This is a genomic window from Polynucleobacter sp. UB-Raua-W9 (genome assembly GCF_018687435.1).
In the GTDB taxonomy this organism is placed as follows: Bacteria; Pseudomonadota; Gammaproteobacteria; order Burkholderiales; family Burkholderiaceae; genus Polynucleobacter.
Map to the genome: position 1 here is coordinate 547298 of NZ_CP061290.1, position 21890 is coordinate 569187.

General features: G+C 46.1%; 22 protein-coding genes. 14 read left to right on the forward strand and 8 right to left on the reverse strand.

Annotation, left to right across the window (positions count from 1 at the left end; all coding sequences use genetic code 11):
• Nucleotides 1–54 precede the first annotated feature (54 nt).
• Nucleotides 55–621 carry a heme-binding protein gene (locus tag AOC07_RS02870; protein ID WP_215293888.1) on the forward strand — a complete coding sequence of 189 codons (567 nt, stop codon included), beginning with the start codon at nucleotides 55–57 and terminating at the stop codon, nucleotides 619–621.
• A gap of 21 nt (nucleotides 622–642) precedes the next feature.
• Here the strand turns inward: AOC07_RS02870 and AOC07_RS02875 are convergent, their stop codons facing one another.
• From AOC07_RS02875 to AOC07_RS02895, 5 genes are read right to left on the reverse strand one after another with little or no spacing between them, the layout of a single operon-like run.
• Complete coding sequence (locus AOC07_RS02875; protein WP_215358099.1) at nucleotides 643–1512, reverse strand: 23S rRNA (adenine(2030)-N(6))-methyltransferase RlmJ; 870 nt, start codon at nucleotides 1510–1512, stop codon at nucleotides 643–645.
• A gap of 6 nt (nucleotides 1513–1518) precedes the next feature.
• Complete coding sequence (locus AOC07_RS02880; protein WP_215358100.1) at nucleotides 1519–2310, reverse strand: phosphatase PAP2 family protein; 792 nt, start codon at nucleotides 2308–2310, stop codon at nucleotides 1519–1521.
• A 5-nt stretch (nucleotides 2311–2315) separates the two neighbouring features.
• Nucleotides 2316–3575, reverse strand: a complete 1260-nt coding sequence (locus AOC07_RS02885; protein ID WP_215293891.1) for a glycosyltransferase family 9 protein — start codon at nucleotides 3573–3575, stop codon at nucleotides 2316–2318.
• A gap of 18 nt (nucleotides 3576–3593) precedes the next feature.
• Nucleotides 3594–4637, reverse strand: a complete 1044-nt coding sequence (locus AOC07_RS02890) for a lysylphosphatidylglycerol synthase transmembrane domain-containing protein (protein WP_215358101.1) — start codon at nucleotides 4635–4637, stop codon at nucleotides 3594–3596.
• A 49-nt stretch (nucleotides 4638–4686) separates the two neighbouring features.
• A complete protein-coding gene (locus AOC07_RS02895) occupies nucleotides 4687–6183 on the reverse strand; it encodes a glycosyltransferase family 39 protein (protein WP_215358102.1) in 1497 nt (498 codons plus the stop codon).
• A gap of 48 nt (nucleotides 6184–6231) precedes the next feature.
• On the opposite strand from AOC07_RS02895, the gene AOC07_RS02900 reads away from it, so the two are divergent.
• The gene (locus AOC07_RS02900) at nucleotides 6232–7026 is read left to right on the forward strand and encodes a DUF3047 domain-containing protein (protein ID WP_215358103.1); all 795 of its coding nucleotides are present in this window, start codon (nucleotides 6232–6234) and stop codon (nucleotides 7024–7026) included.
• Nucleotides 7027–7033: 7 nt separating this feature from the next.
• Here the strand turns inward: AOC07_RS02900 and AOC07_RS02905 are convergent, their stop codons facing one another.
• A complete protein-coding gene (locus tag AOC07_RS02905; protein ID WP_215358104.1) occupies nucleotides 7034–9307 on the reverse strand; it encodes a cation-translocating P-type ATPase in 2274 nt (757 codons plus the stop codon).
• Nucleotides 9308–9357: 50 nt separating this feature from the next.
• On the opposite strand from AOC07_RS02905, the gene AOC07_RS02910 reads away from it, so the two are divergent.
• From AOC07_RS02910 to AOC07_RS02965, 12 genes are all read left to right on the forward strand, one after another.
• The gene (locus AOC07_RS02910) at nucleotides 9358–9552 is read left to right on the forward strand and encodes a heavy-metal-associated domain-containing protein (protein ID WP_215293896.1); all 195 of its coding nucleotides are present in this window, start codon (nucleotides 9358–9360) and stop codon (nucleotides 9550–9552) included.
• A gap of 130 nt (nucleotides 9553–9682) precedes the next feature.
• Entirely contained in the window at nucleotides 9683–10771 is a 1089-nt protein-coding gene (gene apbC / locus AOC07_RS02915; protein ID WP_215293897.1) for an iron-sulfur cluster carrier protein ApbC, read from the forward strand.
• Between the two features lie 14 nt (nucleotides 10772–10785).
• Entirely contained in the window at nucleotides 10786–11325 is a 540-nt protein-coding gene (locus AOC07_RS02920) for a DUF3305 domain-containing protein (RefSeq protein WP_215358105.1), read from the forward strand.
• Entirely contained in the window at nucleotides 11322–11858 is a 537-nt protein-coding gene (locus AOC07_RS02925) for a DUF3306 domain-containing protein (RefSeq protein WP_251371714.1), read from the forward strand. The genes AOC07_RS02920 and AOC07_RS02925 overlap by 4 nt, the downstream gene beginning before the upstream one ends.
• Nucleotides 11859–11869: 11 nt before the next feature.
• Nucleotides 11870–13960 (forward strand): 4Fe-4S binding protein, encoded by a 2091-nt coding sequence (locus tag AOC07_RS02930; protein WP_215358106.1) that lies wholly within the window; start codon nucleotides 11870–11872, stop codon nucleotides 13958–13960.
• On the forward strand, nucleotides 13957–14607 hold the full coding sequence (locus tag AOC07_RS02935) for a molecular chaperone (protein WP_215293900.1): 651 nt from the start codon (nucleotides 13957–13959) through the stop codon (nucleotides 14605–14607). Before AOC07_RS02930 ends, AOC07_RS02935 begins: the two co-directional genes overlap by 4 nt.
• Before the next feature lie 115 nt (nucleotides 14608–14722).
• The gene (locus AOC07_RS02940; RefSeq protein ID WP_215293901.1) at nucleotides 14723–14944 is read left to right on the forward strand and encodes a hypothetical protein; all 222 of its coding nucleotides are present in this window, start codon (nucleotides 14723–14725) and stop codon (nucleotides 14942–14944) included.
• A 67-nt stretch (nucleotides 14945–15011) separates the two neighbouring features.
• The gene (locus tag AOC07_RS02945; RefSeq protein WP_215293902.1) at nucleotides 15012–17990 is read left to right on the forward strand and encodes a formate dehydrogenase subunit alpha; all 2979 of its coding nucleotides are present in this window, start codon (nucleotides 15012–15014) and stop codon (nucleotides 17988–17990) included.
• Nucleotides 17991–18017: 27 nt separating this feature from the next.
• Nucleotides 18018–18674 carry a formate dehydrogenase FDH3 subunit beta gene (gene fdh3B, locus AOC07_RS02950; RefSeq protein WP_215293903.1) on the forward strand — a complete coding sequence of 219 codons (657 nt, stop codon included), beginning with the start codon at nucleotides 18018–18020 and terminating at the stop codon, nucleotides 18672–18674.
• Nucleotides 18674–18910: a hypothetical protein gene (locus AOC07_RS02955; protein WP_215293904.1), complete on the forward strand. Its 237-nt coding sequence runs from the start codon at nucleotides 18674–18676 to the stop codon at nucleotides 18908–18910. Before fdh3B ends, AOC07_RS02955 begins: the two co-directional genes overlap by 1 nt.
• A gap of 47 nt (nucleotides 18911–18957) precedes the next feature.
• Entirely contained in the window at nucleotides 18958–20013 is a 1056-nt protein-coding gene (locus AOC07_RS02960) for a formate dehydrogenase subunit gamma (RefSeq protein ID WP_215358107.1), read from the forward strand.
• A 9-nt stretch (nucleotides 20014–20022) separates the two neighbouring features.
• On the forward strand, nucleotides 20023–20319 hold the full coding sequence (locus AOC07_RS02965) for a hypothetical protein (RefSeq protein WP_215358108.1): 297 nt from the start codon (nucleotides 20023–20025) through the stop codon (nucleotides 20317–20319).
• Here the strand turns inward: AOC07_RS02965 and AOC07_RS02970 are convergent, their stop codons facing one another.
• Nucleotides 20320–21027: an ATP-binding cassette domain-containing protein gene (locus tag AOC07_RS02970; protein WP_215358109.1), complete on the reverse strand. Its 708-nt coding sequence runs from the start codon at nucleotides 21025–21027 to the stop codon at nucleotides 20320–20322. It lies immediately after the preceding gene.
• Nucleotides 21020–21715 (reverse strand): ABC transporter permease, encoded by a 696-nt coding sequence (locus AOC07_RS02975; protein ID WP_215293908.1) that lies wholly within the window; start codon nucleotides 21713–21715, stop codon nucleotides 21020–21022. The genes AOC07_RS02970 and AOC07_RS02975 overlap by 8 nt, the downstream gene beginning before the upstream one ends.
• Nucleotides 21716–21890 lie beyond the last annotated feature (175 nt).

Consider the following 21890-nt stretch of genomic DNA (forward strand, 5'->3'; position numbering starts at 1 on the left):
CTTCTTGCAAGAATCAGCATAGGGGTTGTTGCACTTACTTTTGCGGGGACGTTAATGGCAACCGAAGAACCTAAATTTTCCATCTTAGAAAAAACGCCCCCATTTGAGCTGAGATCTTATGCGCCGATGATTTTGGCTGAGGTGCAGGTTGAGGGCGACTTAGACGAGGCCTCAAGTCAGGGTTTTCGACTGATTGCTGCTTATATTTTTGGGCAGAACCAGGTGAGCGAAAAGATTGCTATGACCGCACCTGTAGCTGTTGAGGAGCAATTACCTAAAAGCGCGAAGATTGCAATGACTGCCCCGGTCAATATTGAATCGAATTCTGGTAAATGGACTGTTTCATTTGTGATGCCTTCTGAGTACGCCATGGAAAGCTTGCCAAAGCCTCTGAATTCGAAAGTGCAACTTCGCCAGATTCCGGCAGTGAAACGAGCAGCCATCACTTTTTCCGGCTTTTACAACGAGAGCAAGGTTGCTGAAAGAACTCTAGAGCTAGAAGATTGGATGAGGACTAAAAATCTTCAGGCGGTTGGCTCACCAAAATTCGCTCGCTACAACCCACCCTGGACATTACCCTTTATGCGCCGTAATGAGATCATGATTGACGTTCGTGACTAGAAGTCCCTCGAGCTTAATTATTTAAGCCTCAAAACTTTTCAGTAAAAACTGAGCACCACCATCTATACCTAGTGCCTTGGAAAGAATAGGTAAGGCTTCTGCTAAATGCTTCTCAAGAGTCCATGGCGGATTGATGATAAACATTCCGCTAGATTGTAAGCGTCGCTCCCCAGGAGCATTTTCAACGCGTAACTCTGCGTGTAACCATGAGCGTTTATGGTTTACGGCGATTTTCTTCATGCGATCTGGAAGTGCTGCTGATTCTCTTCTGGAGAGTGTTGGGTACCAAATCGCATAGCATCCAGTAGCAAAGCGTTGGAGAGCCTCTTCCATTGCCTCCTCAAGATATCGGTAATCTTGTTTATCCTCATAAGAGGGATCGATCAACACTAGACCGCGTCTGCTGGGTGGAGGAAGCAAGCCCTTCAGTCTGGTAAAGCTGTCTTCAGCATAAATATCAATTTGCTTGGCCTGTTTTAGTTCGCCAATATTGTGTCGCAGAATATCGATCTCTTTAGGGTGGAGCTCAAAGAGTTTGAGGCGGTCTTGTGGTCTGAGTAGGCGAGCTAAGATAAAAGGGGAGCCAGGATAGGCGTCAAGCTGATCACCAGTATTTTCCGTCTGAACGATTTCCAAATACCTTTGGATGCCCTCTGAGATGGGCTTACCTTGTTTAATAAACTCCAAGAGACGAACTATTCCGCCTTCAGCTTCCTTGCTCACTGCAGCAAAGCCATCTTTGAGGCTGTAAATACCTGCTCCAGCATGAGTATCAACAATCGTTAATGCGCCAGGTTTTTCCTGTAGATATTCCACTAGATGAATTAGGGTAAGGTGTTTCAGAATATCGGCATGACTGCCGGCGTGAAACGCGTGTCGATAACTAAACATGGTGAATCACTCTGACTTTGAGAGTGATATATTCAATTGGGCTTTAATAAATAAAGCTAAGGTAACCAACAGAATCGCTATTGATGCGTACTGTAGTGGCAAATTGAATTCATGGTCCATGATTTGCGTGATATGGGCATAAATTGCAGCTATACCGCCAATGGCTACAAGACGCAGCCAGATACCCTTAATTAAAAGGTATTGCTCTGGAATGCGATTGGCAAATACAGCCCCCAATATTCCGCACCAGATGCCAAATCCAGCTCCGCCTAATACATCAGTTAACCAATGGGCCCCAACTGCGCTGCGTGAGAGACCTACCAGGGCTGCAACAAAAAAGAGAAGCAACATGGGTGTACGTTTCTTTTTATCGCAGGAAAAGTACAAGGCAGTGGCGATTGCAAAAGCCGTTAGGGTGTGGCCAGATGGAAATGCTTTATGAAGTAAGGGCTCACCAAGACGATAAAAACTACCTTCTGCCAGAACACCGGCTGGTCTCGGTAGGTCAAAGTAATTTTTTAATATGGGACTAGTAATCGCAGACAGGGCACCAGCAATGATTCCGGCTGTTAATACACGGGGCGCTAGTAGGATGAGTGGAAATGCTATGGCGAAAGTGCCCCAACCATTACCTAGAAACGTTAGCCATGCCCAAAGTGTATTGGGCAATAAATGGGTAAGTTCATTAATAAATAAAAAACTACTCGTTTGTAGTTCTCCAAAATAAATTGCAAGTGCGAGCCCTAGCGGGGCCAGTGGAACAAACCAAGCGAATGTCGGAATGACTTTTTTGTTCATTACGCCTAGCGACCTTTGGTCTTATCTGCATCTTGTAGCTGGATGCTGACTTTTTCTAAGACCTGAGCAACGGTGATCGCTTGCATACAAACATTATCGTGACACGGTGTTTTGCGATGATTGGCTGCACTCACACAAGGAGAGCAGGCCAAGTTTGCAGTGATTGCAATCGAGTTTCCTACGGAGCCATAGAGTGCCGGCGTCTCTGGTCCAAAGAGAACAACAGTTCTTAATGGGGTCACAGCGGAGAAGTGGCCTGGCCCAGAGTCATTTGTCACCATGACGTCTGAGAGTGTGTAAAGGGGCGGTAGTTCTGCAAAACTGACTTGACCAGCAAAGTTCAAGGCATTTTTTATATTAGCTACAGCACGAACTTTTTCTACATAAGCAATTTCAGCAGGGGAGCCAGTAATCAGAATGAGATCGCTTGGATATTGTTGATGAACGCCCTGGATTAATTCAGAAAAGCGCTGCTGCGCCCAACGACGTTGCGGCAATAAATCGCTGGCATTGGGGTTAATCAAAATGAGGCGATTTTTGCCATGAACGTATTCAATACCAGCTTCTTTTGCCAGTTTTTCAATACGAGTACGTACTTTCTCAAGGGCCGCAGGATTAATGACGGCTTGCTCTAGGCGTACCTCAGAGTCTGGAATCTGAATTTTGCTAAATGGTACTTCAATCTTCTGAGCAAAAGCTGCATGAATCAGAGAGAGAAAGTTCTTGGTAATGTGGATGTGTGGGTTGTAATGCACCTTACGGGTCAGCATGAAGCCACGCCACAAGCCTTCACCGTGAAAGATGTGATAGCCCACGCGACGTCGAGCACCGCATAAACCTGTGAGTAAGGCTGTAAAGCGTGAGAAAAGCTCTAGATCAATAACGGTATCAATGCGATGACGGCGAGCAATGATCAGGAAACGTAAGGTATCTTTAATTAAGCCACTTAAGCTAGAGGAATCAATTGTAAAAACATTTTCTGGTTTGACAGTATTTAATAGTGTCAAACTGGCGCGATTACTTTTAAAGATAAGAAAGAACAGTTCGGCGCCACGAGCCTGCGCATTGCGCATTGCAGGGTCAACCAAAATCGCACTCCCCATTTCGGAGAGCTCAATAAAGAGTAATTTTTTTGGACTGCCTGGACCACGATTAAATATATTCTTTACTGCATCGAGTAGGGCTACCAATGGGCTGGCGATTGCGCAGAGCGGCACACCGACCCAATGATCAATGGCACGCATGGAATTGACGCTAATAGTCATAGTTTTGCTCTGAAGAAATTATTTTCGTTTTAGTAAAAAATATGCGCCAGGTAAAACTGATAGCACAGTGATTGCGCCGTAGCTGATAGATGCCAACACAGTTAAAGAAGGATTAACACCCCATAGCGCCAATACAGAAGATAAGGTGGCCTCACGTAATCCCCATCCTGAAATACTAATCGGCAACATAAGAAGTAGGCTAAGTGCCGGCAGGCCAATCATTAAACTTGCGATAGGTGCTTCGGCGCCATATGCTCTCAGGCAAAAGCTAAATGCCAAGATGATGCAGCTATGTATGCCAATTCCAAATAATGCTTGGGCGATATTGGTAGGCCAAGCAAAAGCAAGTTTGACGCCAGGCATCGCATGATTCATATGCAAACGATCTAACAGTTTTTGAAGTAGTTGGCGACTAGGGCCCCACGCCAAGACAAAGGCAATAGTGAGTCCTGCAAGTAGCATGACAGCCATTACGGTGTAGCCCAAATCTTGGCCCCAAACAGCCAGAGTTGCTCCGCCCAGGATCAAGCCAATGCCACCCAATAAATTGTTGCCAGCCAGGCCAAGAAGGCGATCTACTAGAGTGATTGCAAAGCTCAAGCGCAGTTTTGGGGTTGAGTGCCCTAGGTCTACTGAGTGATGAAGCTCTTCATCTAATTGCTTTGTCTCGCTGAGCTTATCCCCATTGGTAAAGTGGGTTGCAGTGATGGCGCGATAGCTATCGCCACCCAATGTACTTGGCAAGCCTTGGTTAATGAGGCCGCCTGCAAAATAAAGGGCAATATAGCTTTTGAGGCTACCTTCAAAGCCAACACTTCGCATTAAGAAGCCCCAGCGTAAACCGCCACAAATAAATGCACAACATATTGCGATAGCTGCTGCGATTAACCACATTGGCTCCATTTTGATTTCAGAATCTAGGAGCGTATGCCAATCGATTCCGCTGGTTGCTTTCCATAGCAGTGCAATCGACAGCAAAATACGAATAGTGGGCCATGCGCGTTTCAGAATTGATTTCCACCCGGAAGGGTTTTTGGGGGTGGCTTGGGGCGTTGAACTCATAGGCGTAAGGATAATGCCTTGGGCACCTAAGGTCCTGAATTTAGGTCAATTACTTGGCTTGGGTGGGCCCCTGCCAGTTACTGCAAAGGCTAAAGTCAAATTTTGACAATACTTGGCCAAAACGCTGGATTTCTAGAGTATCCAAGGGCTCGCAGCGCTCAAAGGCTGACTTGCCACCAACAGGGGGTGGGAAGGCCATACCAGACCAATTCATTAGGAGAATGTTTGCCCCTGGAGGAATTTGGCCAAACCAGAGATCAAATTGATCTTTTCTTTGATCAAGAACAAAGACTGGAATTGGTTTTGCATACCAAGCGGCACGACTACCTAGCGTCCAGTTTTGTACGGCGATCCCATTCGCTTTGGTGGCTTGAGTTAACTCAGCAGCTTTTTGCCCTGCAATTTTCCAGCCATAAAGATCAGCAATCGGATTTGATTTAATGGTTGCAGAAGAAATGCCACCAGATAAAACATATCCAAAGCCAATAATGCACAGCGCAATTTGAAAGATAAATAAAGCGCGTATAACGGATCGATTTTGAACAGACCAAGCCTTTGCTAATCCAATGCCAGCAAACGGAGCTAAGCAAAACCACGCTGGTGTTGTCCAATGAGGTAAGCCGCCGCCACCAGAAAGGCTTGCAAAAATGATGAACGGAATAAAAAAGAATCCAAGCAAGGACAATAAAGAAAGTTTTGTCGCATGCATGCAATCCTTGAGGAAGATATAGCTTCCCATGACAAGAAGGGGACCAAAGACGATAATCTGGATTCCAAGGAATGCGCCTAACCTACGCCATACCCATTCAGCGCCGCCTCCATGGGCAATTTGGTATTTAAGGGAAATCCAATCATTCACCCAATTCCAATAGAGCACCGGTCCAATCAGAACTAGGGCGAGTAGGGTTGCGCTCCAGAAACCCATTTTTCCAATCCAAGGTTTTCTACGAGCACTTACAAAGACAAGCAGTAGAGCTAGGGCGGTAAAGATTGCAGTGTATTTACTCAAGCCCGCCAATCCAAGTAGGAGTCCAGTCAAAAGCCAATCACCCATCGTGAAGTGGTCTTGGATTAGCCAACGAAGTGCCATGAGCATTAAGCCAAGACTTAAGGGCGCCAACAGAGTGTCTGGTAATAATCCAATTGCGAGCACATGCGGCATTGGTGCTGCAATCATGGTAAGAACAGCCATCAGCCCACAAGTATTGGTTGAGGGCAATGCGCTGGTGAGGTATCCCGAGTTACGGCCTTGGATGAAACGGTGAATCTCCAGTGTCACTTGGTAAACCAAAAGGCAAGAGATAACCCAAAGTAGTTCAGGTATTAGACGAATCAAACCTTCTGAAGAGGTGAGTGCAACGAGGGGCCACTGAATCCAACCAACTAATGGTGGATGATCAAAATAGCTCCAAGCCAGGTGTTGGGCATATAGCGCATAGTGCGCTTCATCAACTGAAAATTCAATTGAAAAACCCAAGGCAAAATGCACTAAGGCTGCTATACAAATGCAGATTGCGGCCCAGCTTGAGGGTGATTGATGGCGCATGTATCAATTTTAGACTTACTCGGGTCATTCTTTGGGACAATCATGCTTATGTTGAAATGTGTTTTACGCTCCTGGATTCTCATTACGCTGATTGGACTAGCTGGCTGCGCTGGTTTTGGCGGGTCAGTCCAAGATGAGTCTGGGCAGGCTTTTGATCCTAGTAAGCTCCCAGCGCAGGATGAGTTGCCGAAATTTTCTGCTGAGACTGCACGCGATGGCATGCCTAATGGCTGGAATTTTTATCGCATTGCGCCCTATAAGAAAAATACGGTTTACCGCCTTGAGAACTACCAAGGTAGAACCGTCCTTAGTGCGAATTCTAAAATATCTGCTTCAGGCTTGGCGGTGAAGTTACGCCCAAGACAAGCAAACAATTTATGGTTACAGTGGGAATGGAAGGCATTGAGCGCTATTCCTGATGCTGATAATGCAGAGCGTTATCACGATGATGCACCACTGAGAATACTGGTGGCGTTTGATGGCAATAAATCAAAACTATCATTGAAAGAAAAGATGAACTTTGAGATGGCCAATCTCATTAGCGGCCAAGAGATGCCTTATGCAACCCTGATGTATATCTGGTCAGGCAAGTCTCCTGTTGATACGATTATCACTAATGCGCACACCTCGCGTGTCAAAATGATTGTGGTTGATTCTGGCTGGGATAATTTAGATGCTTGGCACAAACATCAACGGAATCTTGCTGCTGATTATCAGCGCGCTTATGGTGAGGTTCCAGGTGAGGTGATTGGGATCGCCTTGTTAACTGATACGGACAACACTAAATCAGAAACACGCGCCATCTATGGTGATATTGAACTGATTCGTAAGAATCCTAAGTAAATAATGCTCAGGAATGGGAAGGGCGCCACCGCTTTAGAAGTAGAGCATTGCTGAGTACACAAAAGCTTGATAGTGCCATCGCACTACCCGCCAGCATGGGTGATAGATAGCCTAGGGCCGCTAGGGGAATCCCAGTTGAATTGAAGATGAAGGCCCAAAATAAGTTCTGTTGAATCTTTCTCCAGGTTCTCTTGGAGATATCAATGGCATCTGCAACTAAGGTAGGGTCTCCGCGCATCAAAGTAATGCCTGCGGCCTGCATGGCAACATCTGTGCCTGTAGACATGGCCATACCAACATCTGCTGTAGCGAGAGCGGGGGCATCATTGATACCGTCACCTACCATCGCAACCCAATGTCGACCACCATCCTGATTGGATGATTGCAATTTGCGAATAATATCTGCTTTATTGTTTGGCATGACCTGCGAAAAGACTTCGTCGATACCAATGGTGTGACCCACGCGATTTGCTGCTGCACTGTTATCACCAGAGAGCATGACAGTGCGTATCTGCAATTGATGTAGGGAGGCAATAGCCGCTATTGCATTGCTTTTGAGTTCATCGCCAAAGGCAATGATCGCAATTGGTGACGACGTGGATTCATTTACGAGTACTGAAACAGTCTGCCCTGCGTCAAAACAAACTTGCGCTTTGCGAATAATGTCTTCTTGATGTGGGTTTGATTCGAGCGAAGCAATACTTTGCAGACAGAGATCAAGACCCATCCAAGCCCCAGTACTGGGTTTGCCTCTAATGCCGATTCCTGGCAATGCCCTACTCTCTAAAGGTGAAATTGGGCTAATGCCTTCTTGCTTGGCCGCATCCAGTAAAGCCTTAGCTAAAGGGTGCTCGCTACCCAATTGCAAGCCTGCTGCACTGGCTAAGATGCCATGCTCATCAGGTGAACTGGCAAATGAAATGATATTGAGAAGTCTGGGTTTGCCAATAGTAAGCGTCCCAGTTTTATCAAAGGCAACAATATTTAAGCGATGTGCCAACTCAAGTACTTGAGGATCTTTAATCAAAATACCAAAACGTGCTGCAATTCCAGTTCCCGCCATAATTGCCGCTGGGGTTGCTAAGCCAAGCGCGCAAGGGCAGGCGATCACTAATACGGACACTGCACGCAATATTGCGATTGAAGCAGAGTCCAAATAAAACCAATTAGCTAGTCCAGTGATTATGGCAATCACAATGACGCTTGGTACAAAGATTGCGCTCACCTGGTCTACCAATTTTTGAATGGGAGCCTTCTGAGTCTGTGCATCTTCTACTAAAGAAATGATTTGAGAAAGAACACTTTCAACGCCAACAGCTTGCGCCTCAATCACCAAAACACCATCGCCATTCAGTGATCCCCCAATCACTTTTAGGCCAATGGATTTTTTAACTGGAGCGCTTTCTCCAGTCAGAAGCGATTCATCTATATGGCTAGCCCCAAGCAGGATTAAGCCATCCACAGGAATGCGCTCCCCAGGTAGAACCAATACACGGTCTTTAGGGAACACCTGCTCTAGTGGCAGATCGCGAAATTGATCTAATGGGGAACCTTCTGCGATAGCAATGCCGGGGTCAATGACTTTGGCATGCTCAGGCCACAGTTTTTGTAATGCGCGAATGGCTTCACTAGTTTGTTGCTTTGCACGAGCCTCCAACCATTTACCCAAGAGGACCATACAAATAATGACGGCAGATCCTTCGAAATAGAGTTCATGAACCGCATGAAATGAGGTCAACATTTGATATACGCTTAAACCATAAGCAGCACTTGTTCCAATGGCGATGAGTAAATCCATGTTGCCAACGCCGGACAAAAGCGCTTTAAAGCCAGACCTGTAGAATCGCCACCCAAGCAGAAATTGGACCGGACTTGCTAATAGAAGTTGCCATTTTGGCGAGAGTGCCCAGTCGATACCAAATGGCATGAGAAACATGGGTAAAAATAATGTAGCTGAAAGAGTAAAGCCTAGTAAAACTCTTCCCAAACCATCTCTACCCCAAAATGATTGTGAGGACTTTGCTTCAGTAATTGAGTGAGGGTTGCTTATTCGAGCTTCGTAACCCGTCTTTTTGACCGCTGCAATTACTTCATCAATTTTGGTAATGGAGGATGCATTGAGGCGAATTCTGGCTTGCTCTGTTGCTAAATTGACGCTGGCTGCTTCGACGCCGGGTATCTTATAAAGCGCTTTTTCAACACGGCCAACACAAGAGGCGCAGGTCATGCCACCAATATCCAGGGTAAATAGCTCAGAACTCATCTCTTTTGGGGCGCTCATATAGAAGATAATCTACTGCATACAACCATATTTACTGCAAAAGGGCTGATATGTTGAGTTTAAAAGTATCTGGTATGACTTGTGGGGGCTGTATCAATGCCGTAACTCGGGCAATTCAAGCTCGGGATCCGCAGGCTAAGGTACAAGCTGATTTAGCTTCCCAGATGGTTAATCTTGAGACTTCCTTATCGATTGTTCAAGCGAGCCAAATTATTACGGACGCGGGCTTTCCTGTTGTTCAATGAGCGTCAGACAATCCATCGGGACTCGTTCAGCAAAGATTTGCTTGTGCGGTTAATCTACCCGCTATTCATTAAAAATTAACAAAAGTAATTCTGAAGGCCCATTTGGAATTACTAGCTATAGGAGAAAGTAGTGTCAGTTACTGTAGAAGCTGTACAAGGGGCTCTCAAGAGTTTGCTTGATCCCAATACAAAGATTGACTTTGTAACAGCTAAAAATATCAAAAATTTACGTGTTGAAAATGGCGATGTTGCACTGGATATCGTTTTAGGTTATCCCGCTAAAAGCCAATTTGATGCGATACGTAAATCAGTTATTAATGCTGTGCGCGAATTGTCTGGCGTTAAGAATGTGAGTGTTAATGTCAGTAGCCAAATAGTTGCGCATGCTGTGCAACGTGGCGTGAAGTTACTTCCTGGTGTAAAAAATATTATTGCCGTTGCTAGTGGAAAAGGTGGTGTTGGTAAATCAACCACTGCTGTGAATTTGGCATTGGCTCTTGCGGCAGAAGGTGCGCAAGTAGGAATATTGGATGCTGATATCTATGGGCCAAGTCAGCCAATGATGTTGGGTATTACCGGTAGACCAGAATCCATTGAGGAAAATACGATCGAACCAATGGAAGGTCATGGCTTGCAAGCTAGCTCTATTGGTTTCTTGATTGAAGAGGATGCGCCAATGGTATGGCGAGGTCCAATGGTCACTTCTGCTTTAGAACAACTTTTACGTCAAACTCGTTGGCGTGATCTGGATTACTTAATTGTGGATATGCCACCAGGTACTGGCGATATTCAGTTGACTTTATCGCAGAAGGTACCCGTTACTGGCTCCGTAATTGTGACCACTCCACAGGACATTGCATTATTAGATGCCCGCAAAGGTTTGAAGATGTTTGAGAAGGTAGGCGTCCCTATCATTGGCATTATTGAAAACATGAGTACCTATATTTGCACTAATTGTGGCCATGAAGAGCATGTCTTTGGTAGTGGTGGCGGTGAAAAAATGTGTAAAGAGTACGGCGTAGATTTCTTGGGCTCATTACCTCTGAATTTATCAATTCGTGAGCAGGCGGATGCAGGGCGACCAACGGTAGCGGCTGACCCAGACGGCGCTATTAGTGCGATCTATAAAAACATCGCTAGACAGGTTGCGATTCGTGTTGCAACTTTGTCAAAAGACATGAGTAGCAAATTTCCAACTATTGTTGTGCAAAATACCTGAGGCTCTGAGGATTTATGCGCTTTGCTGTGTTAATGCGTAAGCAAAATCTAGACAACCCATGGGTTTCATATCGATGGGTTCCCCAGGAAGTGCTGCCTGATTTTGGACAATTCAATCCCCAGAGCCTTGAAAGCAATTCCATCTCGGGCCAATTCTTAGGGCGCGATACCGATGGAGAGTCTTGGTTATTTACTGGCTTTGAATTAAACCTTTTTCCAGATGAAGCTGAAGGCTACTATCTCAATGTCTCTGCAACAACACCTGCATGGTTTGTAATGTGGAGGTTGGAGGAGGATATTGAGCGTTACATCGATGAGCAATCCCTTCCCTTGGCTAAATCAGAAACTATGATGGCAGTGCCGCACCGAATTTGCGTGAGCTATAACGAGGCCGCTCGCTTGCTTGATGGTGGAGAGTCAGTTGATACAGTTCCTATGAGTGACGAGCACGCCTCTTGGCTGCAAGAGTATGTGAATGAAAACTATCGGCCTGAACCAAAAAAACGGCATAAGCCAGCCTCATTCAAAGGCGCTCAGCGCTCAGCGGAGGAATGATGGCGGATGGTTTCTTAAGTCGTTGGTCTAAGCGCAAAGCTGGCAATCAGGATGAGCCAGTGCAGCAGATAACAGAGGCTGCACCGAATCCTTCACCTGTTATTTCAGAAGTTCAAGCTCCGCCGCCAGCATCTCTGGAGGATGTGGAGAAGATCGACCGTTTTGATCCAGACTTTTCTGCATTTATGAAGCCCGATGTTGATCCGGCCGTTCAGCAGGCTGCGCTTAAAAAGATGTTTACTGATCCACATTTCAATGTGATGGATGGCTTGGACATTTATATAGATGATTACTCTAAACCTGATCCTTTGCCGCCCGGCATGCTCGAGCGAATGGTGCAGAGCGATATGCTCAATCTTTTCCGCAAGACTGCTGATGCTTCTCCAGCAGAACAAGCAGCATCAGCCCAATCGAATGAAAAGCTTTTGGATGCTCAAGGCCAAACTGATTTAACATCCACAGATTCCGTGGGGAAGACAAAATCCCCTCATTTGGATGAATTGCCAATAGAGCCCTCCCAGAAAAAAACCTAAGAAGATAGTGCATGAGTCAAAAACTAGTATGTAACTGTAATGGCACCATGCCTTTGGATGCAAAGGCGCTTGGCGTCCCAGTGCATCACTCTCTGTGCAGGCAAGAGGTCGGATCTTTTTTAAAAGCTCTCGATGGATCGGATTCATTGGTGATTGCCTGTACTCAAGAGGGCGCTCTATTTGGTGAACTAGCGGAGCAGTCAGAGAAGGCTTTGGTTGCACCCCTACGTTTTGTCAATATCCGTGAAGTCGCAGGTTGGACTCAAGAAGCTAAAACTTCTGGACCGAAGATTGCCGCTTTGCTTGCACTGGCAGATATGCCGGAAGCTGAACCTGTCCCGGTCGTAAATTATGAAAGCGAAGGTAGGCTCTTAATTGTTGGTGTAGGTTCTGTGGTTTTGCCTTGGGCGGAGAAGCTAAGCACTTCGTTAGATGTTTCGGTTTTATGTACTGAGCCCGGTGATTTGCCCTTGGTGCGTAACTATCCTATATATACCGGTTCAGTTACTAAGTTAGATGGCTATCTTGGTAATTTCTCCGTCAACTGGGATCTGCAGAATCCTATCGACCCAGAAATGTGCACGCGCTGTGGCGCTTGCGTTGAGGCTTGCCCAGAAAACGCTATTGATCTTTCTTTTCAGATTGATTTAGATAAATGTAAATCACATCGCTCATGCGTCACTGCGTGCGCAAGCATTGGCGCAATCTCGTTTGATCGCAAAGAGCGCGAGCGTAATGCAGAATTTGATTTGATTTTAGATCTACGTGCTGATCCAAAAATGCGCATGAGTCAAACGCCACAGGGATATTTCGCTCCTGGTAAAGATCCACTGGATCAAGCATTGGCAGTCAATCAATTGCTCGAGATGGTGGGCGAGTTTGAGAAGCCAAAATATTTTGTCTATAACGAAAAAATCTGCGCACATGGCCGTAATGGAAAAGTAGGTTGCAGTTCCTGTATTGACACATGCTCAACAGGTGCGATTAGTTCTTTATTCAAGAGTGGTCAGGGTAGCGTTGAGGTAAATCCCAATCTTTGCATGGGTTGTGGAGCATGTTCCACGGCCTGCCCATCGGGTGCAATGCGCTACAACTACCCTAGCGTGCCCCATCAAGGCAAAGAGTTAAAAACGATTGCTACCGTTTTTAGTGCTGAAGCCAAGAAATTAAATCAATCCACAGCGCCAAGTCTGCTTTTGCATACTTTGAGTGCCGGCACGCAAATGATAGATGGTTTAGGCCGCTCTGCTCATGTAATACCTAAACAATTTGAAGGTTTGCCATCATTTGTTATTCCCTATGGTATTGAACATATCGCATCTACAGGTTTGGATTTATGGCTTGGTGCACTCACTTATGGATTTGCAGAAGTAGTCTTGCTTTTTAGTGGTGACGAGGATCCGGTTTATCGCGCAACGCTTGAGGAGCAGGCCGAGCTTGCCAATGCCATCTTGAAAGCGTACGGATTTGATGAGCGTATTCGTTTAATCATGGCCCAATCAGCTAATGATTTTCAAACCGTTTCTAAAGCAATGGGTGCATTGCGTCAGCGCGGTGCTCTGAATACAATTTGCACGCCTGCTAGCTTTGGTTTATCCAATCAAAAGCGTGAGACTATCGAGGCTGTTCTGGAGCATTTACAAAAACAGGCAAAGACTCCATTGCCAGAAGCGGGCGTTGCACTTCCAAAGTCTTCTCTATTGGGTGGTCTGGATATCAATAAAGATGCTTGCACTTTATGCATGTCTTGCGTGAGTAGCTGTCCTGAGGGCGCGCTTTTGGACAATCCGGACGAGCCAATACTTTCTTTTATTGAAAAGCAGTGCGTTCAATGCGGTATTTGTGCGCAGACTTGTCCCGAGCAAGCTCTGACCTTAAATCCCCGTTTACAGACGGTTGAGCGACGCAAACAAAGAGCGGTCCTCAATGAGACTCAGGCTTTTCATTGCATTAGCTGCGGGAAGCCATTTGGAACTTTAAAGATGGTTGATCTAATGCTGACAAAGCTGGGTGCTCATGGTGCTTTTGCAGGCGCTGCAATGGATAGACTCAAGATGTGCGGTGATTGTCGAGTGGTTGATATGGTGAAGAAAGAAACATGAGTGAAATAGAAAGAGAAGTAGTGAAAGATACTCAATCGACCGAAGTCGGGGATGTCGGTTTGCCAGAGGATTTGGCTAGAGCGGATCTTTATGGATTGATTGCTCGCTTTTTTCACTTACCACCAGATCAAGAGCTTCTCGATCAAATAGCGGCCACCGCTGATCAACAGGATGCTGCTGATGAAGCCCCTTTGGCGAAAGCTTGGATGGATGTGGTTGAGGTAGCTAAAAACAATCCAGCCAAAGTTTGGCATGATGAGTTCGATCTCAATTTCATTAGCGTTGGTAAGCCGAATGTTGTTCTTAATGGCTCCTTTTATATGGCAGGGCATCTGAATGAGAAGCCGCTAGTCAATATTCGTAAGGCGCTGGAAGAATTTGGTCTCGAGGCTGCAGAGGAGGTCACTGAGACCGAGGACCATATTTCAGCCCTATGCGAAGTGATGCGCTACTTAATTGCTGGGGATGATGTTGAGATATCAAACCTTACAAATCAAAGGGTCTTTTTTAATGAGCATATTCGACCTTGGTATGACCAGTTTTGCGACGTCATAGAGGGCGCTCCTGAGATGCATCTTTATCGTCCAATCGCCGCTCTAGCCCGAGAATTCCTAGCGATCGAAGGACAAGGCTTTGACATGATTTAATGTTGCGCCGCATCAAAGGGAAAGTCCTAACATTCCCTTGTGAATGAAATATGTCAAAAATGCAAATACGAATTACACTTGATGCATATCAAGAATAGTTAGATAGGAACCTACGATGAGCACAAAATCCAAGATTGCCACTGGCGAAGAAATGAAGACTACACGTCGCAAATTCTTTATTGGGGCTGGCGCTGCTGTTGGTGCTGTCGCTGTAGTTTCCCAAACCTCCGTTGGCAAAGCTGTTATTCAAGAAATTGGCAGCACCGTAAAAGGTAAAGGCGAAAGCCAAACAATTACCGCACACATGCGTAAGTACTACGAAAGCACCATGCTTTAAGTGCTCAATTATTAGACTTTGAATCAACTGTTATTAAATCAATAAAAAAACTTCACAGGGACAACATATGAGTCTGACTCGTAAATCAAATACCCCACAAAGCAGTCGCCCAACATCACGTTTGATTGGTAGCTTATCCCGCGGCTTAAAAGCAGCGGTTCCTACAATGGATCGCCGAACATTCTTAAAGCGTTCGGGGGTAGGCGTTGGTGCCGGTATCGCTGCTAGCCAACTGAGTTTGGTGCAAAAAGCTTCTGCAGAACCAAGCAAAGCAATGCTCGATGGTAAGGGAAAGATTGAAGTCAAGAGATCTATTTGTACGCACTGTTCAGTAGGTTGCGCGGTGGATGCTACCGTTGAGAATGGTGTCTGGGTGCGTCAAGATGCAGTATTCGATTCCCCAATTAATATGGGTGCCCACTGTGCCAAAGGTGCTGCCTTACGTGAGCACGGCCACGGTGACTATCGTTTACGCTACCCAATGAAGTTGGTTGATGGAAAGTATCAGCGTATTTCTTGGGATCAGGCCTTAACTGAAATTACTGCACAGATGAAGAGCATTCGAGAGAAGTACTCTCCAGATGCGATGTTCTTCATTGGTTCATCCAAACACAATAATGAACAAGCCTACTTACTCCGTAAGTGGGTTTCTTTCTTTGGCACAAACAATACAGACCATCAGGCTCGTATTTGTCACTCAACCACTGTTGCTGGTGTAGCAAACACCTGGGGCTATGGTGCAATGACCAATAGCTATAACGACATGATGAATGCTAAGGCTGCTTTGTACATTGGTTCAAATGCTGCTGAGGCTCATCCAGTTTCAATGTTGATGTTGTTGCATGCTAAAGAAAATGGTTGCAAAGTCATTGTGGTAGACCCGCGTTATACCCGTACTGCTGCTAAGTCGGATCAGTTTGTGCGCATTCGTTCAGGCACTGATATTCCTTTCTTGTTTGGTGTGCTGTATCACATCTTCAAAAATGGTTGGGAAGATAAAAAGTACATTAACGACCGCGTTTATGGCATGGAAGAAATCCGCAAAGAAGTGATGGAGAAGTGGACTCCTGCTGCAGTCGAAGAGGCTTGCGGTGTGCCAGAGGCGCAAATGTATAAAGTTGCTGAAACCATGGCTAAGAATCGTCCTAGTACTGTGGTTTGGTGTATGGGTCAAACCCAGCACACCATTGGTAATGCGATGGTTCGTGCCTCATGCATCTTGCAGTTGGCTTTAGGTAACGTTGGTAAATCAGGCGGCGGCACCAATATTTTCCGCGGTCACGATAACGTTCAAGGCGCTACTGACGTAGGTCCAAACCCAGACTCCTTGCCTGGTTACTACGGCTTGGCTGCGGGCTCATGGAAACACTTTGCAACCGTTTGGGGTGTTGACTACGAATGGATTAAAGGTCGCTACGCACCAGACATGATGGAAAAGTCTGGTACTACAGTTTCTCGCTGGGTGGATGCTGTTCTTGAAAAGAACGACATGATTGATCAGCAAACCAACGTCAAAGGTTTGTTCTTCTGGGGTCATGCGCCTAACTCACAAACTCGTGGCTTGGATATGAAGCGCGCAATGGATAAGTTGGATCTCTTGGTAGTAGTTGATCCATATCCAAGTGCAACTGCTGCGATGGCTGCGATGCCTCCAGCAGAAGGACAAGCAATTAATAAGAATCGTAATGTCTATTTGCTTCCAGCCGCGACCCAGTTTGAGACATGCGGAACTGCAACTGCATCTAATCGTTCATTGCAATGGCGCGAGAAAGTAATCGATCCTCTTTTTGAGTCTGTGCCTGATCACGTCATCATGCAAGCATTTGCAGATCGCTTAGGCTTTGGCGAAGAATTGTCAAAGAACTACAAGATGCTAAGTTCTAAATTTGCGGGTAAGCAGTGGAAAGAGCCAGAGATTGAATCTATCCTTCGTGAGATTAATCGCTCTGTGTGGACTATTGGTTACACAGGTCAAACTCCAGAGCGCCTCAAAGCACATATGAGAATGGTCGGCACTTTCGATCCGAAGACTCTCAAGTCCCGTGGTGGTGTTGATCCAGTAACTGGTTATGACACTACTGGTGATTACTATGGTTTGCCTTGGCCATGTTATGGCACAGCAGCCATCAAGCACCCAGGTTCACCAAACCTCTATGACACTAGTAAGAGTGTGATGGAGGGTGGTGGTAACTTCCGTGCAAACTTTGGCGTTGAGCGTGAGGGCGTCAGTTTGTTGGCTGCAGATGGCTCACATTCCAAGGGCGCTGCAATTACGACTGGTTACCCTGAATTCGATCACGTATTTGTGAAGAAGCTCGGTTGGTGGGATCAGTTGACCGATGATGAGAAAAAACTCGCTGAAGGTAAGAACTGGAAGACCGACTTGTCGGGCGGTATCCAACGTGTGGTGATGAAGAATGGTTGTCATCCATTTGGTAATGCTAAGGCGCGTGCAGTTGTTTGGAACTTCCCAGACCCGGTACCTATCCACCGTGAGGCGCTTTACAGTACCAATGCGCCGATGATGCGTAAATATCCAACTTCTGCTGACAAGAAGAATTTCTGGCGCTTGCCAACCCTCTATAAGACTGTTCAAGATCAAAACTTGAACAATAAGCTTTATGAGAAGTTCCCAATCATTCTGACCTCAGGTCGTTTGGTGGAGTACGAGGGTGGTGGTGATGAGACTCGTTCTAATCCATGGTTGGCGGAGCTCCAACAAGAAAACTTTGTAGAAATTAACCCTAAAGCTGCAGCAGACCGTGGCATTAAGAACTGGGATTATGTTTGGGTGAAGTCACCAACAGGTGCCAAGATCAAAGTACGCGCAATGGTTACTGAGCGTGTTGACCAGGGAACTGCTTTCGTGCCATTCCACTTTGCTGGCTGGTGGCAAGGCGAAGACATTCGCAAGTACTACCCAGAAGGCGCGGCACCAGTAGTTCAAGGTGAGGCGGTCAATACTGCGACTACCTATGGTTATGACCAGGTGACTATGATGCAAGAGACTAAAACCACTATGTGTCAAATCGAAAAATTTGCCTAAGTTAAAAAATAAAGTCAGGAGAACACAATGGCAAGAATGAAATTTATTTGCGACACAGAGCGATGCATCGAATGCAACGGTTGTGTCACTGCCTGTAAAAACGATAACGAAGTGCCTTGGGGTATTAATCGTCGTCGTGTTGTAACGGTGAATGATGGCATTATTGGTCAGGAAAAATCAATCTCAGTCGCTTGTATGCACTGTACTGATGCGCCTTGTATGGCCGTATGCCCAGTAGATTGCTTCTACCGCACTGATGAAGGTGTAGTACTGCATGACAAAGACATTTGTATTGGTTGCGGCTATTGCTCCTTTGCCTGCCCATTTGGCGCACCACAATTTCTGAGTAAGGGCGCCTTTGGCTCTCGCAGCAAGATGGATAAGTGCACATTCTGTAGCGGCGGCCCAGAAGAAAACGGTAGCGTTGCCGAGTTTGAAAAGTATGGCCGCAATCGTTTAGCAGAAGGTAAGTTACCTTTGTGTGCTGAAATGTGTTCTACCAAAGCATTGATTGGTGGCGACAGTGACATTATTTCTGGGATCTTCAATAACCGCGTTGCTACTCGTGAAAAAAATGGGAAGTATCCTGGCTCTAAAGCTTTTGGTTGGACTACTGCTTATGGTGGGCCGGACACTCCAGCACCAACACCAACGCCTGCTGCAAAAATTCCAGGAGCTAAATAATGAAATTCAATTTCAAAACTCTCGGTTTAGGTTTTGCAGCAGCAGCTCTGCTGGCCGCATGTTCTGAGCCACCAGAAATTGCAGCAAAAGCTGCCAAGCGTCCCGATGTTGCGCCATATATGGGCGCTAATAATGGATTCATGACAAAGAACTGGACTCCTGGAAATCAGGCCAGCTGGACTGAATCTACTGATAAGCGGACTCAGGGTCAAAACGAATACAGTCGCGTTAAGTGATCATCTAAACAACTATAAATAAAACGAAAACGTTTAAGGACATGTGTATGAAACGATCATTCTCTAAAGTTCTACGCACTTTGGTAGTGGCTGCTGGTTTGTCGCTGACTCTAGCAGGCGGGATGAGTTATGCAGAGCGCGCACCAATGGCGCCTTTGCCTTCCCCGAGTGGGGTAGATATTCCACCTTTATCGGTACCAGCTAACCCCAACAGCTTAGCTAACGGAACTCAGGCTCAGGCACAACCAGCAAACCCTTCTATCTTTACTTCTGCGAATAGCGATCCATACAACTTTGTTAGCATTCCTGATAAAGAGGCTAGCGTTTTGATTCAGCGCTCTGGTCAAGAGTGGCGCTTGATTCGTAACGGTGTGATTACGGTGTTCGGAGGCTGGATACTGGCGGTTGCTTTCTTTGGCATTGCGGCGCTTTTTATCGTCAAAGGCCCAATCAAATTGCATGCACCGCTGTCGGGACAAAAAATTAAACGGTTCAATGGCTTTGAGCGTTTTACTCACTGGGTGATGGCAGCTAGCTTTATTGGCCTTGCTTTCACTGGCTTGCTGATACTGTACGGCAAGTATTTTGCAATGCCCTTAATGGGCGGTGTTGCCTATGGGGCATTTCTGAATATCTGTAAGAATATTCACAACTACTCTGGCCCTTTGTTTACTCTGAGCGTAGTGATTTTCTTCCTACTCTTTGCAACTCGAAATATTCCTGGCGAAGGTGATCTCACTTGGATAAAGTCATTTGGCGGAATGTTTGGTGGCAAACATCCTCCTGCTGGTTTTTTCAATTTTGGAGAAAAGATTTGGTTCTGGTTTGGTATGACTTTCTTGGGCTTGGTGATTTCAGGTTCTGGCCTTGTGCTGGACATGATTGTGCCGTTTATGCAAGTTGAGTACATACGTGGAACGATGCAAATTGCCAATATTATTCATAGTAGCGCTGCAATCTTAATGACTGCGATGGCAATGGGGCATATTTATATAGGTTCTATTGGCATGCAAGGTTCTATTGATGGCATGAAGACTGGTTACGTTGATGCTACATGGGCTAAAGAGCACCATGAGATCTGGTACAACAAAGTTAACAAATAAGGATAAGCCATGAAAAAAATCATTGCTTTTGCATTCTGTGTATTTACAGCCACATCAGTTATCGCTGCATTGCCTCCGTTGACACCGGAAGCGCAAGAGGCGGCTAACTTGGCTAAAGCAAAAACGGCTTATGGAGATAAGGTGGGTGCTTATCAACTTTGCCAAGCTCAAAACCGCGTGGCTGATCGATTTAAGGTGTCTGGTGCACCGGCACCAGCTGCTTGCACTGCTCCACCACCATTTGTTCCACCTGTTGTTGCCGCTGCAGCTGCACCAGCTGTTCCGGTAGCTCCTGCTACTAAATAATTAATCCGTTAGCAATTCTTGATGTAGGTAGCGTTTGGCGGCCTGTGTTTGCGGATTGGAAAAGAAGGGGCCTACGGGTCCCTTTTCTTTTATCTCGCCATGATCGATAAAGATGATGTATTGCGCAAGTCTTTGCACCTGAGCAAGTTGGTGTGATGAAAAAATGACATCAGTGTTTTGCGTATCAAAATCACGAATCATTTCTTCAACCTGCTCCGTGGTATTGGGGTCAAGGTTCGCGGTAGGCTCATCCAGTAAGACTAAGTTTGGCTTTTTTAAGATTGCCCGCCCAAGACAAAGCTTTTGTCTCTCGCCAGCAGATAACTTATGAGCAGGAGTGGAGGCCAGATTCTCCAAGCCAACCCGTTCGATCACTTGCTGTACCTCTGTATCGGTCACTGTAGAGTCTGCATCCTGGATCATCGCTAAATTGGCTCTAGTTGAAGCCTTAATCATTGGGGTGTGATGTAAAACCAATGCAGTCTTATTGGCAAATGAATAGCTCACTGTTCCAGTATCTGGTTTGATTAGCCCATCTAAGAGTTTTAATAGGGTGGTTTTGCCTGCACCATTGGGGCCAATGCAAGCGCTAATGCGGTCAGCCGGAATGATGGCATGCGGAATGCTGAGAATGGTGCGACCATGACTTTTAACTCTGATATCGCGCAGCTCGATAAATCTCGCAAATTGCTCAGTTGTATTAACCATAGCGACGCTCCGCCACTTGACGGATGACAAATGTAAAAAGGTTTGCTAACAGTACGATTCCCAACAAGACAATTCCAAGTGCAAGCGCAAGCGGGAGGTCTCCTTTGCTAGTTTCTAGTGCGATTGCAGTAGTCATAGTTCTAGTGGAGTGATCAATATTGCCACCGACGATCATGACGGCGCCAACCTCAGAAATTGCCCTTGCAAGTCCGGCAAGGATGGCAATCGTGAGGGAGAAGCGACAATCCCAAATGAGCCACTTAAAGCGCGCTAGCGGTGGCAATCTGAGGCTCAAAAAGGTATCGCGATGAATTCTCCAGGAATCTTCCAAAATTTGACGGCTTAGGGCAGCAATTAAAGGGGTTGTAAGGAGGATTTGAGCCAAGATCATACCCTTGACTGTAAATAGCCATCCCCATGCCCCTAAAGGCCCTGTGCGGGATAGCAGGAGGTAAATAATGACCCCAACAATTACCGTTGGAACCCCCATTAAGGTATTTAAGACCACGATGATCCACTTCTTGCCACTAAATTCCTCGGTTGCTAGTAGCGCCCCAATTGGCAGGCCAAACAGCGTGCCAAAGAGTAGAGCAGTTAGGCTTACTTGGAGTGAGACTAGGACGATTCCTAAAACCCCGCCGTTGAGATGGGCAAGGAGAGCGAGGGCGTCTTGAAAGGCGATCAACATGCACTTGATTCTATCAAGGCAATGGCAAAATGAGCTTAATGAGATCTAAAACCCTGTTTTCTGACTGATGGCCGAAATAATTTGCCTCTGCAACGAGGTTCTTGATGTGGACTTGCGAGAGTATCTCGGCTCCCATCCTATCGACTCTATTGATGAGTTGCGGGAGCAGGCATCC